Raw genomic sequence first — 14,193 nt, 5'->3', positions numbered from 1 at the left:
CGCGGGAGAGGAGTGCCCACGCCATCTGCGCCACACCAGATCAGCAGATGTTCGACGACGACGCGGGTGTACTCGACGGACATGACGCTTTCGTGAAGACTGGCTGAAGTCTTCTTTACGATTTTTTGTGAAACGCACCGAGTATTATTATTTGATACAAAGCAATCATACAAATATATGATATCTGAAATCTTGGTTCCAAATCCGTGCCGCCGTTTATCCCTGATCGGTCCGCAGCCGGTAACCGACACCGGGTTCCGTCACGATCAGCTGCGGCTGGGTGGCATCGGCCTCCAGCTTCTGGCGCAACTGGTTGACATAGACCCGGAGGTAGGCCGTGTCCTCCACATGGGCCGGCCCCCAGACCGCACGCAGGATCTGCTGGTGGGTCAGAACATGATCGGCACTGCGGGCCAGAACGAACAGCAGATCCTGTTCCCGCCGCGACAGGCGGACCTCGGCCCCGTCGCGCTGCACGATCCGGCGGTCCAAGTCGATCTCGACGCCGCCGGCCGTGACCACGGCCGGCTTCGGGGCCTGCGGTGACCGGCGCAGCGCCACCCGCACCCGAGCCATCAACTCGGCGATGCCGAAGGGCTTGGCGACATAATCCTCCGCCCCACGGTCCAGCGCCTCCACTTTGTCGCCCTCCCCCGCCCGCACCGACAGCACCAGGATGGGCACGGCGCTGTCCTCACGGATGGCGCTGACCACCTCCTGCCCGTCCATGTCGGGCAGGCCCAGATCGAGGATGACCAGATCGGGCGGATCGGCCCGGACCAGGGCCACGGCCTCCGCCCCGGTTTCCGCCTCGGCCACGGCATGGCCGTTGGCGCCCAGGCTGATGCGCAGGAAACGTCGGATCTGCGCCTCGTCATCGACCACCAGGATACGGGCCATGCTCAGACCTTCCCTGCCGGCGCATCCAGGACCGGCGCATCCCGGGCCGGACCATCCGGGGCCGGACCATCCGGGGCCGCACCGTCCGGCGGGGCCGGCGGGAGATCGGCCGGCACCGGCAGGCGCAGCACCAGACAGGCGCCGACCCCATGCATGCCATCCAGCACGCCGATGCTGCCGCCATGGGCCTCGACGATGCCCTTGGCGATGGCGAGACCCAGGCCCGTCCCCGCCGTCTGCTGATCGCCACCGGCCACACGGTAGAACATGTCGAAGACCCTGTCGCGGTCCCCCGGCGGGATGCCGGGTCCCTGGTCGCAGACCTCCGCCACCACCTGATCGCCCCGGCGCCGGGCCCAGATGGTGATGCTGCCGGTTGCCGGGCTGTATTTGGCGGCATTGTCCAGCAGGTTGAACAGCACCTGTTCCATCAGCACCGGATCCAGTTGCAGCAGCGGCAGGTCGGGGGCCAGATCCACCCTGACGGGACGGCCCCGCAGCAGCGGCCTGGCCCGGGCCAGTGCCTGCGCCACGATGTCGGAGAAGTCGGCCCAGTCGGTCTTGGGCTTCAGCCCGCCGCTGCCCAACCGGGTCATGTCCAGCAGGTTCTGCACGAAGCGGTTCAACCGCTCCGCCTCCTCCTGGATGGTGCGGGCCAGCTCGCGCCGGGACTCGTCGTCAAGCTCCGCCTCCAGAGTCAGCAGGCTGGTGGAGGCGCCCAGGATCGACACCAGCGGCGTGCGCAGATCATGGGACAGCGACGACAGCAGGGCGGTGCGCAACTGCTCCTTCTCCCGCGCCACCTCGGCCGCCTCGATCTCGCGCACCAGCTGGGTCCGCTCCAGGGCCAGCGCGGCCTGATCGGCCAGCGTGTCCAGCAGCCGCTCCTGATCGGCGGACAGACGTCCTCCCGGCCGGTCCACGGCCACCCCCAGCACGCCGACGGTGCCGCGCAGGGTCTTCAGCGGCAGGAACAGCCAATCGGCCGCCGGCAGGGTGTCGGAACCGCGACCGGCCCGCTGGCCGTTGAGCCAGGCCCATTGGGCGGCGGCCTCGGCCCGGTCGTCGAGCCTGTCCTCGGGCGGATACCCGGCCCGGATGCGCAACGGACCGTCCACCGGCAGCAGCACCAGCGCCCGTCCTTGCAGCGTGGCGGCCACATGGTGGACCACGGCCCAGAGCACATCGTCCTCGCCCGCCGCCGACGCCACCCGGCGGGAGAAATCATAGAGGTTGGCCGTCCGCCGCTGGCTTGTCCGCGTCGCCTCGATCTGCGCCCGCAGGCGCGAGGCCAGCTGCCCTGTCAGGATGGCGGCCACCAGGAAGAAGCCGATGGTCAGCAGGTCATCGGAAGTGTTGACGCGCAGCGAAAAGCGGGGCTCGGTGAAGAAGAAATTGAAACTGAAGAAGGCCGCCACGGCGGTGACGACGGACGGCACCAGTCCGAAGCGCGTGGCAGTCACCAGCACAGCCAGCAGATAGACCAGACTGACATTGGCGATGGGCAGCAGGCTGAACACGGCCCAGGACAGCAACGTGGCCGCCACCAGCGCCAGCGCCGCCCAGCCATAGGGCTGCCAGCCGGCCATGTCCGCCCGGTCGGGCGGCGGGGCCGTCGGTGGGGTGGTCACCACGGCCGGTGCCGCACGATCGGTCGCCGTGCCGACCAGCAGCACGTCATAGGCGCCGGCCCGGCGCAGCACATCATCGGCCAGCATCCGCCCGAACCGGCGCCGGCGGCCGCGGCCGAGCACGATCTGGCTGACATTGTTGGCCCGCGCCCAGCCCAGCAGCTCGGCCGTGATGTCCTCACCGGGCAGCACCACCGTCTCCGCCCCCAGCTGCTGCGCCAGCCGGAAGGCCCCGGTCACCTCGGCCTTGGCCGCTTCGGGCAGGCCGGGATGGCGGTGTGTCTCCACATAGGCGACGGTCCAGGGGAGCTGCCGGCGTTCGGCCATACGCGCCGCCGCCCGCACCAGCCGCGGGGCCGCGGGGTCGGCACCGACCGCGACCAGGATGCGGTCGCGGGTCGGCCAGGGGCCGGCGATCCCGTGGCGCCGCATATAGGACAGCATCTGCGCATCGACGCGCTCGGCCGCCTGACGCAGAGCCATTTCACGCAAGGCCGTGAGCGTGCCGGTGGAGAAGAAACGGTCCACCGCCCGTTGCGCCTGATCCGGCACATAGACCTTGCCTTCGGCCAGGCGCTTGCGCAGCTCCTCCGGCGGCAGGTCGATCAGCTCGATCTCATCCGCGCCCTTCAGCACAGCATCGGGCACAGTCTCGCGCACCGCCACGCCGGCGATGCGCTGGACCACATCATTCAGGCTTTCCAGATGCTGGACGTTGAGGGTGGACCAGACCTGGATGCCGGCCGCCAGCAGCTCCTCCACATCCTGCCAGCGCTTGACGTGGCGGCTGCCGGGAATGTTGCTGTGGGCCAGCTCGTCCACCAGCACCAGCGCCGGCCGCCGGGCCAGGATGGCGTCCAGGTCCATCTCCTGGAACACGCGGCCCCGATACTCGACGGCGGCGCGCGGCACGGTGTCCAGGCCCTGAAGCAGACGTGCAGTCTCGGCCCGGCCATGGGTCTCCACCAGCCCGACCACCACATCGACCCCGTCGCGGCGGGCGGCATGGGCCGCCTCCAGCATGGCATAGGTCTTGCCCACTCCGGGAGCGGCCCCGAGGAAGATCTTCAGCGTGCCCCGCCGCTCGCGGTTGGCCGCCTCCAGCAGGGCATCGGGCGACGGGCGGTCTGTATCCTCGGATTTCACCATCGGCGTCTCGGCAAAGGCGGGGGGGCGCCGCCGGTCTGAACCCGTCTCAGGGCGCGCGCGGCGCCCGCTGGTCCAGCAGCAGATTGAGCTTTAGCACGTTGACGGCGGGCTCGCCCAGAAGGCCGAAGACCCGTCCCTCGGTGGCCGCGCCGATCAGCCGCCGCAGCTCGGCCGGATCAAGTCCGCGGGCCGCTGCGACACGCGGCACCTGCCACAGGGCGGCGGCGGGGGTGATGTGCGGATCAAGCCCGCTGGCGGACGCCGTGACCAGATCCACCGGGACCGGCCCGACCGCACCGGGATTCGCCGCCTTCAGCGCCATCACCCGCGCCTGCACCGCGGCGATCAGAGCGGCGTTGGACGGTCCCAGGTTGCTGCCGCCGGAGTTCGAGGCATCATATCCCGCCCCGGCCGCCGAAGGCCGCGACCAGAAATAGTCCGGGCGGCTGAAGCCCTGCCCGATCAGGGCCGACCCCAGCACGGTGCCGTCGGCACGGCGGATCAGGCTGCCCGCGGCCTGGTCGGCAAAGGCAAGCCGGGCCACGGCGGTCACGGCCAGGGGATAGGCCAGCCCCGTCAGCAGCATCAGGGCCAGAAGCAGGGTCAAGGCGGGACGCAGATGGGCGCGCATGGACGAGTCCTCCTTACACGAGGCCGAGGGCGTTGATGGCAAGGTCGATCCCCTTGATGCCGAGGAAGGGCACGACCAGACCGCCCAGCCCGTAGATCAGCAGATTGCGCCGCAGCAGGCTGGCGGCCGGGGCCGGGCGGTAGGCGACACCGCGCAGGGCCAAAGGGATCAGCAGAATGATGATCAGGGCGTTGAAGATGATGGCCGACAGGACGGCGCTGGCCGGGCTTTCCAGCCCCATGATGTTCAGCGCCCGGAGCGGCGGATAGGCGGCGATGAACAAGGCTGGGATGATGGCGAAATACTTGGCCACATCGTTGGCGATGGAGAAGGTGGTCAGCGCCCCGCGGCTCATCAGCAGTTGTTTGCCGATCATGACGATCTCGATCAGCTTTGTCGGATCGCTGTCCAGATCCACCATGTTGCCGGCCTCGCGCGCGGCCTGCGTCCCGGTGTTCATGGCCACGCCCACATCGGCCTGGGCCAGGGCCGGGGCATCGTTGGAACCGTCGCCGCACATGGCAACCAGCCGGCCCTCGGCCTGGTACTGGCGGATCAGCTCCAGCTTCCGTTCCGGCGTGGCCTCGGCCAGCACGTCGTCCACCCCGGCCTCGGCGGCGATGGCCGCCGCCGTCAGCGGATTGTCACCGGTGATCATCACGGTGCGGATGCCCATGGCGCGCAGGGTGGCGAAGCGCTCGCGGATGCCCGGCTTGACGATGTCCTTGAGCGCGACCACGCCCAGGATGCGGGCGCCGTCGGCCACCACCAGCGGAGTGCCGCCGGCCTTGGCCACCCGCTCCACCTGGGTGGTCAGTTCGCGCGCCAGCGCCGAGCCGATGGCAGCCTGCTCCTCGACCCAGGCACGCATCCGGTCCACAGCCCCCTTGCGGATGCGCCGGCCGCCGATGTCGACGCCGCTCATGCGGGTCTGAGCCGTGAAGGGGATGAAGATTGCCGTCGCCTCCGGGTCCGCCGCCGCAAAGCCGAAGGCCCGCCGTGCCAGGGCCACGATGGACTTGCCCTCTGCCGTGTCATCAGCCAGCGAGGCCAGCAGGGCCGCCTCAGCCAGTTCGCGCTCCTGCACCCCGGCGACGGGCAGGAAGTCCGACGCCTGCCGGTTGCCCAGGGTGATGGTGCCGGTCTTGTCCAGCAGCAGCACATCCACGTCCCCTGCCGCCTCGACCGCGCGACCGGATTTGGCGATGACATTGAAGGTCACCAGCCGGTCCATGCCGGCGATGCCGATGGCCGACAGCAGCCCGCCGATGGTGGTGGGGATCAGCGTCACCAGCAACGCCACCAGGAAGGCGACCGGCACCAGGAAGCCGGAATAGCTGGCGAACCCCTGCAGGGTGACCGTCACCAGTAGGAAGATGATGGTCATCCCCACCAGCAGGATGGTCAGGGCGATCTCGTTCGGCGTCTTCTGGCGCTTGGCCCCTTCCACCAGTGCGATCATGCGGTCGAGGAAACTTTCCCCCGGATTGGCCGTGATGCGCATGACGATGCGGTCGGACACCACCACGGTGCTACCGGTGACGGCGGACCGGTCGCCGCCGCTCTCCCGGATCACCGGGGCGGATTCACCGGTGATGGCACTCTCATTCACCGTGGCGATACCCTCCACCACCTCACCGTCGCCGGGGATGGTATCGCCGGCCTCCACCAGCACCAGATCGCCGGCCCGCAGGCTGGCGGCGGCCACGCTGTCCCAGACGGAGGCATCAATGGTGGCCAGCCGTTTGGCCATGGTTTCCGTGCGGGTCCGGCGCAGACTGGCGGCCTGGGCCTTGCCACGTCCCTCCGCCACCGCCTCGGCGAAATTGGCGAACAGCACGGTGAACCAGAGCCAAGCGGCGATCTGCCCCGTCAGCAGCCCCTCGCCCCCCCGCAGCAGGTCACGGGCGAAGATCAGGCTGGTCAGCAGCGCCACCACGGCGGTGACGAACATCACCGGGTTGCGGAACAGCAGGCGCGGGTCCAGTTTGCGGAAGGCCACACCCACGGCCTGGGCGGCGATGCGGCCATCCAGCAAGGTCGCAGTCCTGGAATTCATCATGGCATGGCTCCGAACAGGGTCCCGGCCTGCAGGCTGAGATGCTCGGCGATGGGGCCGAGGGCCAGGGCCGGGAAGAAGGTGAGGCCGCCGACAATCAGGATGGTGCCGATCAGCAGCACGATGAACAGCGCCCCATGGGTGGGAAAGGTGCCGGGACCGGCCGGCGCCGCCTTCTTGCCGGCCAGCGAGCCGGCGATGGCCAGGGTCGGGACGATGATCGCGAAGCGGCCGAGCAGCATGGCCAGACCGGTCAGGCTGTTGTGGAACAGGGTGTTGGCACCGAAACCGGCGAAGGCAGAGCCGTTGTTGGCCGTGGCCGAGGTGTAGGCGTAGAGAATTTCCGACAGCCCGTGCGGTCCCGGGTCCTGCACACTGGCCAGGGCAGAGGGGAGGACGGTGGTCAGGGCAGCCCCGCCCAGGGCGCCCAGGGGAAAGACCAGCACGGCGATCAGCGCCAGTTTGATCTCCCGGGCCTCGATCTTCTTGCCCAGATATTCCGGCGTGCGCCCCACCATCAGCCCGGCGATGAACACGGCCAGAATGACGAAGACCAGCATGCCGTACAGCCCGGCGCCCACACCGCCGAAGATCACCTCTCCCAGCATCATGTTGACCAGCGGCACCAGGCCGCCCAGCGGGGTGAGACTGTCATGCATGGCATTGACCGACCCGTTGGAGGCCGCCGTGGTGGCGACTGCCCACAGGGCCGACAGGGTCGGGCCGAAACGGACCTCCTTGCCCTCCATGTTGCCGCCGGCGGCCAGATCGCTGCCGGACATGTCGACGCCCAGCGCAGCGATGGCGGGATTGCCCTGGGCCTCGGCCCAGCAGGCGATCCCCAGGCCGGCCACCAGCAACAGGACCATGGCCATCCAGATGGCCCGCCCCTGGCGCACATCCCCCACCATGCGGCCGAAACTGTGTACCAGCCCCGAGGCCAGCATCAGCAGGTAGAGGCTTTGCAGCAGGTTCGACAGCGCCGTCGGGTTTTCATAGGGGTGGGCGGCATTGGCGTTGAAGAAGCCGCCACCATTGGAGCCCAGCTGTTTGATGGCGATCTGACTGGCCACCGGTCCCTGGGCGATCAGCTGTTGCCCGCCCTCCAACGTGGTGGCGGTGACGGCGCCGTCGAAATTCTGCGGCACACCCTGCCAGACCAGGACGATCGCCGCCAGCAGGGCGAAGGGCAGCAGGATGTAGAGTGTGCCGCGCACCAGATCGGCCCAGAAATTGCCGATGGTCCGGCCGGCCCCGGCGGGCTGCGGCCGGCGGGCGAAACCGCGGATCAGCGCCACGGCCACGGCGATGCCGGTGGCGGCGGAGACGAAGTTCTGCACCGTCAGCCCCAGCATCTGCGACAGGAAGGACAAGGTCGTCTCCCCGCCATAGGCCTGCCAGTTGGTGTTGGTGGTGAAGCTGACCGCCGTGTTGAAGGCAAGGTCCGGCGCCACCGGAGCAAGACCGGCCGGATTGAGCGGCAGCCAGGCCTGCAGCCGCAGGATGGCGTAAAGCAGCAGCAGGCCCATGAGGTTGAAAGCCAGCAGGGCCAACGCATAGGCGGTCCAGTGCTGTTCCCGGGCCGGGTCGATACCGGCCAGACGGTAGAGCCCGCGCTCCAGCGGGGCCAGCAGTGGCGTCAACAGGGTGCGCTCCCCCGCCATCACCCGCGCCATATAGGCGCCCAGCGGGGGCGTCAGCAGCAACAGCAGGCTGAGATAGGCCAGGATCTGGAGGATGCCTTCGGCGGTCATGGCCTCAGAACTCCTCGGGATGCAGCAGCGCGTACAGCAGGTACGCCAGCAGGCCGAGGGCGACGACGCCCCCGGCGATCAGGTCGATGGTCATCGGATTGCCCCTTCAGAGCCGGTCACAGCCATGGGTCAGGGCGGCGAAGGCGGCGAAGGCCACCAGCACGGCAGCCAGAAAAACGAGGTCGAACATGATGCGTCCCCGCGCTCGGTTCTTGCGACCGGTCGAGCATGGGCGCCCCCGCCATAAAGGATCGAGACGGGAGTCTGGGTGTGCGCATAAAGAGCGCGTAAAGACGGGCGCTCCCCGCGTCTTCCCCGCCAGGGGCGGAGTCGATCACATCACAGTGCAGACGACATAGGGGTCGGTCCGGCGGGCGCCGTCAGCCCGGCGTCGCGCCCGGTCCAGCACCAGACGCTTCAGGGCCAGCGGCACCGATTCCCGTTGCGGCCAGCGGATCTCCAGGCCGGCATTGCGGCATTCGAGTGCGATCTCGCGGCCATTCTCATAGCGGCGCTGATCCGCCTCGCTCAGCCGGTCCAGCCGCCCATAGTCGAAGGGCAGTCCCGCCATCGCCTCCTGAAAGCCCTCGTAGAAGCGCGGATGACGCAGGGCCGTCCTGGCCTGCCGCCAGTTCAACGCACCCCGGATCGGGTCGTTGGCGGAGGAATCGGGCTTCGGCACCCAGCGGCCCCGGCCACCCTGGCCGGCCACCCTGTCAGCCCCCTCTGTCGGAACACGCATGCTGGACCCGGATCGACCAAAAATGTTACGTTATAACGCTTCATATTTAGGAGGATCGGGATCCGATGTCAAAAGCGTTGCAGGGCATGGTGATGGCGGGGTGGCCCCTTCACCCGTGCCGACGGACGCCTTCATGCTGACCGTTGCCCCCGTGATGCCGCGTGGGCTCGATCAGGCCCGACGCCATTATTGCCGCATGCTGGAGCGGGCCCGGGCCGACGGGCTGGACGAGGACGTCATCCTGTGGGGCGTGGCGGTGGAAATGATCGACCGGCTGGCCGATCGGTACGGCGCCACGGCCACGGCGACACTGTTGCGCCAATTGGCCGATCTCACCGAACACGACGGACGGGCCTGCCGCGGGTAACCGGATCGAGCTGCGGCAGCCCCGGGGGCAATCATGTCGCGCCCGGATGCGCGCAGGGCCTTTGCAGCGAACGCGTGACCGGATCGGCCCGGCCCATGCTAGGCAGGCCGGACCGCTCCGCCGAATGATGGACCCGTCATGAGCCCTGACAAGTTCCGCTTCAGCTCCGCCCGGGATGTGGCGCAGGCCCTGCCGCCGCCGGATCGTCTGGCCCTGTTCCTCGACGTGGACGGCACCCTGATCGGGCCGACCCATGACGACCGCGAGGCCGGTGTCCCCGCGGAACAGCTGGCCCTCCTGGGCCGGGTCCGCGCCCTGACCGGCGGGGCCCTGGCCATCCTGACCGGACGCACCATCGACATGGTGGACGACATGTTCGGCCCCCTGGAACTGCCGGTGGGCGGCCTGCAGGGGGCCGACCGCCGCCTGCCCGACGGGCGCCGGACGGCGCTGTCGCTGACCGACCGGCAGCGGACGATCATCCATGGGCTGGAGCAGGAGATTGCGACCGCTCTTCCCGGCGTCACGGTCGAGCGCAAGCTGGCCGGTCTCACCATCGTCTTCGACGAGGATGCCGAGGTGGCAGCACGGGCCGCGGCCATCGCCGTCCGCCATGTGGGCACGGCCTTCGCCGTCATCCGCGGGCGCATCGCCATCGACATCGTGCCGCCGGGGGCGGACAAGGGTACGGCGCTGGCCATCTTCGCCGGCGAGACACCCTTTTCCGGGCGGCAGCCCGTGCATATCGGCGACGACGTGCCCGACCGCCCCGCCTTCACGGCGGCACGCCGCCTGGGCGGCTTCGGCGTGGCGGTACACAACCCCGTCAGCGAAGCCGATTACGCCCTGTCCAGCCATGACGATGTCTGGACCCTGTTGGACGCCTACGCCAGCCTGCACGGCTGAAGGGCGGCAAAGCGGCCCCCGCGCCTTGGCGGGGGCATGCGCACGGCCGGTGCCCCGGTGAGGGTCACCGGCCGTCGCTCTTAGGCGGCGCGCACCTGGGCCAGGAAACGGTTCACCTCGGCCCGCAGCCCTTCGGCCTGACCGGACAGCTGGCGGATGCTGTCCAGCACCTCATTGGCGACCTTTCCACCCTGACCGGCGGCGTCATTGACCCCGCCGATGCTGGACGACACCTCGTGGCTGCCCTGGGCGGCCTGCTGCACATTGCGGCTGATCTCCCGCGTGGCCGCGCCCTGCTCCTCCACGGCCGAGGCGATGGAGGTGGCCACATCGTTGACGCGGCCGATGACCTGGGCGATGCCCTGGATCTCCTGCACCGCCTGCACGGTCTCGTTCTGGATGTTGGCCACCTGGGCAGCGATGTCATCCGTGGCCTTGGCGGTCTGGCTGGCCAACTGCTTGACCTCGCTGGCCACGACAGCGAAGCCCTTGCCGGCCTCGCCGGCACGGGCCGCCTCGATGGTGGCGTTCAGCGCCAGCAGGTTGGTCTGGCTGGCGATGGAATTGATCAGTTCCACCACGGCGCCGATGCGTTCCACGGCGGCGACCAGCCCCTCCACCTTGCCATTGGCCCGTTCGGCACTCTTCACCGCCTCGCGGGCGATCTGGGCCGATTCCACGGCCTGACGGCTGATCTCGCCGATAGAACTGGTCAGTTCCTCGGTGGCGGCGGCCACCGTCTGCACATTGGCCGAAGTCTGCTCGGTGGCGCTGGCGGCGGCGGCGGCCAGCGAGCCGGTCTCGTCGGCGGCCTGGGCCATGGTCCGCGCCCGATCCTGGATGCCGGCCGCTTCGCGGGCGACATCATGGATCAACCCGCCCACCGACTGCTCGAAATGATCGGCCAGCTGCGTGGTGGTGCGCCGCTTCTCCTCCTCGGCGCGACGCGCCATCTCGGCCTGCTGCGCCTCCAGCGCCGCCTTGGCCTGGGCGTTCTCCTTGAACACCTGCAGGGCCTGGGCCATGCCGCCGATCTCGGTCCGGCGTTCCGCCTCGGGGAAGGTGACAGCCAGGTCGCCGCCGGCCAGCGCTGTCATCTTGGTGCGCAGGGCGTGCAGGGCCAGCACGATGTTGCGGTTGATCAGGAAGGCGATCAGCACCAGGGCACAGACCGGAATGGCGGCCACCATGCACAGCTTGACCAGGAAAGCATGATAGGCGGCATCGATGTCGTCGGTATAGACGCCGGACCCGACGATAAGGCCCAGCGGCTGGTAGCGCTGGACATAGTTGGTCTTCATCAGAGGAACATCGGACCCCAGCTTGGGCCAGACATATTCGACGATGGCGCTGTCTTTCGTCTGCATGCTGTCGACGATCTCGCGGACGAAGTACTTGCCGGCCTTGTCCTGCAACTGCGTCCGGTCCGTGCCGACGGCCTTGTGGTTCGACGGGTTGGCGACGGCGATGCCCTTCATGTCATAGGCGAACAGATAGTCGGACCCGCTGTGATAGGACATGGCATGAATGGCGCCACGAAAACGCGCCAACGCCTCGTCCCGGGTGATGGTCTGCGCCTCGACGTCGCTGTTCAGCCCCGTGGCCACCCCGACCGCCAGTTCGACGGCCGAGCGGATGGTGTCGATGCGGTCATCGATCATCCGCTGGTGGGTGTAGCTGCTGCTGACGGCAATGACGATGAGCGGCGCCAGAAATGAGAGGGCGACAAGCACCGTCAGCTTCACCCGCACCGTCAGGTTTTCCAGAAACTTCATCACACAGTAACTCCCGATCTGAAGGCTGGATCGTCGCAGGCCGCACTCCGGCGCAGACATAAGCCGACGTCCCCGGATCGCCTGACAGAACGGACGGCAGAGCGGACAATCGCACGCGCCGCCTCACTAGAGACAGATAACCAGCACCGGCTTTAAATAGCACAACCGAATTAAAGAATCACCAATAAAACAGTTAATGCGGAATTTGCTCAAATATAATCTAGTGAAACGATCATGCGACACCAATGACTCGATGCGCATTATTATATTTTATTTCTCTCATCCGTTTTGGTTATCAAACCAAAAAACTCCCGCCGGATTGATCCGGCGGGAGAAGGCACCTAGACGAGGAGTACGCTGACACTCAGAAGGCGAACTGTGCCCGCAGAGTAATGGCGTCGGCGTCAATGTCCTTGGCGGTGGACCAGGACGGACGGTCAACATTGATGAAGCTGTAGTTCAGCATGAAGCGGAAGGCGTTGTTCAGGTACCAGTTGACGCCCAGCGTGACCACATCCTGCTCGCCCTGCAGGTCGTTTGCCGCCAGCTTGGAATCGGTGAGATCGGCCGTGGAGTAACGGACGGCCACTTCCCAGGCGCCGATGCCGCCGCCCTGGCCCAGCTTGAACGGCGCGTTGATCTTCGGGGCGCCGAAATTGCCACCGGCCACGCTGTAGGGACGCTGTTCGCCGGTCAGGAACCAGCCGCCGGCCACGTACCAGCTGTCAAAACCCACATCGCTCAGGTTGTTGCGGCGGCTGAACTCGTAATTGTAATGCTCCGCCATGGCCCAGAAGGATTTGTAGGTGGCCCCGAACTCACCGCCATAGACGGTATAGTCCTTGGTGTCGATATTGCCGGTGCCGAAGGCCCACTGGCCGTTGGCGGTGCCCACGGTCAGGCCGCCCTGGCGGGTTTCCGGCCGGTCGGACAGGCTGTAGGTACGGGCGGAAACGCCGGCGGTCTGGCCCGGCTTGAACAGATGGCCGCCGGACACGCCCAGATGCACCTTGTAATCATCGCCGGTGGCGGCCAGCACGCTGGCGCGGCCGATGACGGCGGCCTGGTCGTCACGCGGACCGCTGTTGCTGATCTGGTCGCCGGTGACATAGGCGGAGATGCGGTAGCGCTCGCCCCACTGGCGGAAGCCGGCCGACAGGCGCGCCTCGTTGGCGATGGTCATGACTGCCAGATTGGTGGTCTGGCTCTTTTCGATGAAGGGAATGTCGTTGGAGCCGATGCTGTCCATCAGGGTCAGCGACGGCTGCATGGCGCCGAAATCGATGCTCCAGTTCTTGAAGCCGGTGTAGCTGAAATTGGCCGCCTGCAGGCGGGCGTTGGAGCCACGGTTGGCGCCGCCGGTGGCGAAGTCGGTATTGACGTCGAAGACCCAGTCGTTGAACACCTTGCCGCCGATGCCCAGGAAGGCGCGGCGGAAGTTGAAGCCGTCCGCCAGATCACCGGTATTCTTGCTGTCGGTCCAGTAGCCGTAATCCAGGTGGATGCGGCCGCGCAGGGACACGTCGAAGGCCTTGTCGGGCGAGACGAAGCGCGGACGGCCATTGGCCACGGTCACCGTGGTCTGCTCGGACAGCTTCTTGTCCACGGCCTTGATGTCCTTGCCGACACTGTCCTTCAGCGTGTCGAGCTGGCTCTGCAGGGCCTGGATCTGACGGTTCAGGGCATCGATCTGTGCCGCGGTGGGGGTCGGCGCACTCTGGGCGGCGGCAAGGCCGGGGACCAGGATGGCGGCACCCAGGATAGTGCCGGCCAGCAGCGTGTTCTTCGCCATGATGAATTGCCTCCTTGGGCTCTCTTCTTCGATTGGGCTGGAAGGGTCCCCCCGTCCCGCGCAGGACGTCCTTCCGGATTGGTTGGTAAGCGGGACCGATTGGATGAACCATCCCTCTATCGGGATAGGGTCGGAGCGAGGGAAAAGGGCGGAAGGGCCAGCCGTGCGGCGGACTGGCCCTTCCGCCACCGTCCGACCTGGACCGGGGCGTGGGTTTCCCGGTCCGCGGCCTAGGCTGGAGCCGGTGTCAGACGGGTCGGGAACCGGGCGGGATGCCCCCGCCCGGATGTCTCGAAGCAGGCGGGATCAGCCGCGTTCGACGCAGAGGGCGACGCCCATGCCGCCGCCGATGCAGAGCGTGGCCAGACCCTTCCTGGCATCGCGCTTCTGCATTTCGAACAGCAGGGTGGTCAGCACGCGGGCGCCGGAGGCGCCGATGGGGTGGCCGAGCGCGATGGCGCCGCCATTGACATTGACCCTGGCCGGA

Annotated in this window: 11 protein-coding genes and 1 pseudogene; 2 read left to right on the top strand and 10 right to left on the bottom strand. The window is 67.9% G+C overall.

The annotated features are described in order from the left end of the window. Positions 1-216 precede the first annotated feature (216 nt). The 7 genes from DK368_RS20460 to DK368_RS20430 form a co-directional block, all read right to left on the bottom strand. Entirely contained in the window at positions 217-900 is a 684-nt protein-coding gene (locus tag DK368_RS20460; RefSeq protein WP_114395839.1) for a response regulator, read from the bottom strand. A 2-nt stretch (positions 901-902) separates the two neighbouring features. Further along, complete coding sequence (locus DK368_RS20455; protein WP_114395838.1) at positions 903-3,680, bottom strand: sensor histidine kinase; 2,778 nt, start codon at positions 3,678-3,680, stop codon at positions 903-905. A 46-nt stretch (positions 3,681-3,726) separates the two neighbouring features. Next, complete coding sequence (gene kdpC, locus DK368_RS20450; RefSeq protein ID WP_114395837.1) at positions 3,727-4,311, bottom strand: potassium-transporting ATPase subunit KdpC; 585 nt, start codon at positions 4,309-4,311, stop codon at positions 3,727-3,729. Between the two features lie 13 nt (positions 4,312-4,324). Continuing rightward, complete coding sequence (kdpB, locus tag DK368_RS20445) at positions 4,325-6,373, bottom strand: potassium-transporting ATPase subunit KdpB (protein WP_114395836.1); 2,049 nt, start codon at positions 6,371-6,373, stop codon at positions 4,325-4,327. Beyond that, positions 6,370-8,124, bottom strand: a complete 1,755-nt coding sequence (gene kdpA, locus DK368_RS20440; protein WP_114395835.1) for a potassium-transporting ATPase subunit KdpA — start codon at positions 8,122-8,124, stop codon at positions 6,370-6,372. Before kdpA ends, kdpB begins: the two co-directional genes overlap by 4 nt. 4 nt (positions 8,125-8,128) lie before the next feature. Then, the gene (kdpF, locus tag DK368_RS20435; RefSeq protein WP_114395834.1) at positions 8,129-8,218 is read right to left on the bottom strand and encodes a K(+)-transporting ATPase subunit F; all 90 of its coding nucleotides are present in this window, start codon (positions 8,216-8,218) and stop codon (positions 8,129-8,131) included. Positions 8,219-8,458: 240 nt separating this feature from the next. After that, positions 8,459-8,866, bottom strand: coding sequence for a hypothetical protein (locus DK368_RS20430; protein ID WP_240002593.1), 408 nt, complete (start codon positions 8,864-8,866; stop codon positions 8,459-8,461). Positions 8,867-8,999: 133 nt separating this feature from the next. Between DK368_RS20430 and DK368_RS20425 the strand changes: the two genes are divergently transcribed. After that, the gene (locus DK368_RS20425) at positions 9,000-9,233 is read left to right on the top strand and encodes a hypothetical protein (protein WP_114395833.1); all 234 of its coding nucleotides are present in this window, start codon (positions 9,000-9,002) and stop codon (positions 9,231-9,233) included. Between the two features lie 138 nt (positions 9,234-9,371). Beyond that, positions 9,372-10,139 (top strand): trehalose-phosphatase, encoded by a 768-nt coding sequence (gene otsB, locus DK368_RS20420; RefSeq protein WP_114395832.1) that lies wholly within the window; start codon positions 9,372-9,374, stop codon positions 10,137-10,139. An 80-nt stretch (positions 10,140-10,219) separates the two neighbouring features. Here the strand turns inward: otsB and DK368_RS20415 are convergent, their stop codons facing one another. From DK368_RS20415 to DK368_RS20405, 3 genes and pseudogenes are all read right to left on the bottom strand, one after another. Continuing rightward, positions 10,220-11,914, bottom strand: coding sequence for a methyl-accepting chemotaxis protein (locus DK368_RS20415; RefSeq protein WP_114395831.1), 1,695 nt, complete (start codon positions 11,912-11,914; stop codon positions 10,220-10,222). Positions 11,915-12,278: 364 nt separating this feature from the next. Continuing rightward, complete coding sequence (locus tag DK368_RS20410) at positions 12,279-13,706, bottom strand: porin (protein WP_114395830.1); 1,428 nt, start codon at positions 13,704-13,706, stop codon at positions 12,279-12,281. 306 nt (positions 13,707-14,012) lie between these two features. Then, positions 14,013-14,193: pseudogene (locus tag DK368_RS20405) on the bottom strand (acetyl-CoA C-acetyltransferase); the annotation flags it as partial.

The organism is Oleisolibacter albus (assembly GCF_003336875.1).
Classification (GTDB): Bacteria; Pseudomonadota; Alphaproteobacteria; order Azospirillales; family Azospirillaceae; genus Niveispirillum; species Niveispirillum album.
This window is presented reverse-complemented; position numbering and strand designations above follow the sequence as displayed.

Coding starts and splice junctions, on each gene's coding strand:
- DK368_RS20460 (WP_114395839.1), bottom strand. CDS start 900: ATGGCCCGTATCCTGGTGGTCGATGACGAGGCGCAGATCCGACGTTTC.
- DK368_RS20455 (WP_114395838.1), bottom strand. CDS start 3,680: ATGGTGAAATCCGAGGATACAGACCGCCCGTCGCCCGATGCCCTGCTG.
- kdpC (WP_114395837.1), bottom strand. CDS start 4,311: ATGCGCGCCCATCTGCGTCCCGCCTTGACCCTGCTTCTGGCCCTGATG.
- kdpB (WP_114395836.1), bottom strand. CDS start 6,373: ATGATGAATTCCAGGACTGCGACCTTGCTGGATGGCCGCATCGCCGCC.
- kdpA (WP_114395835.1), bottom strand. CDS start 8,124: ATGACCGCCGAAGGCATCCTCCAGATCCTGGCCTATCTCAGCCTGCTG.
- kdpF (WP_114395834.1), bottom strand. CDS start 8,218: ATGACCATCGACCTGATCGCCGGGGGCGTCGTCGCCCTCGGCCTGCTG.
- DK368_RS20430 (WP_240002593.1), bottom strand. CDS start 8,866: ATGCGTGTTCCGACAGAGGGGGCTGACAGGGTGGCCGGCCAGGGTGGC.
- DK368_RS20425 (WP_114395833.1), top strand. CDS start 9,000: ATGCTGACCGTTGCCCCCGTGATGCCGCGTGGGCTCGATCAGGCCCGA.
- otsB (WP_114395832.1), top strand. CDS start 9,372: ATGAGCCCTGACAAGTTCCGCTTCAGCTCCGCCCGGGATGTGGCGCAG.
- DK368_RS20415 (WP_114395831.1), bottom strand. CDS start 11,914: ATGAAGTTTCTGGAAAACCTGACGGTGCGGGTGAAGCTGACGGTGCTT.
- DK368_RS20410 (WP_114395830.1), bottom strand. CDS start 13,706: ATGGCGAAGAACACGCTGCTGGCCGGCACTATCCTGGGTGCCGCCATC.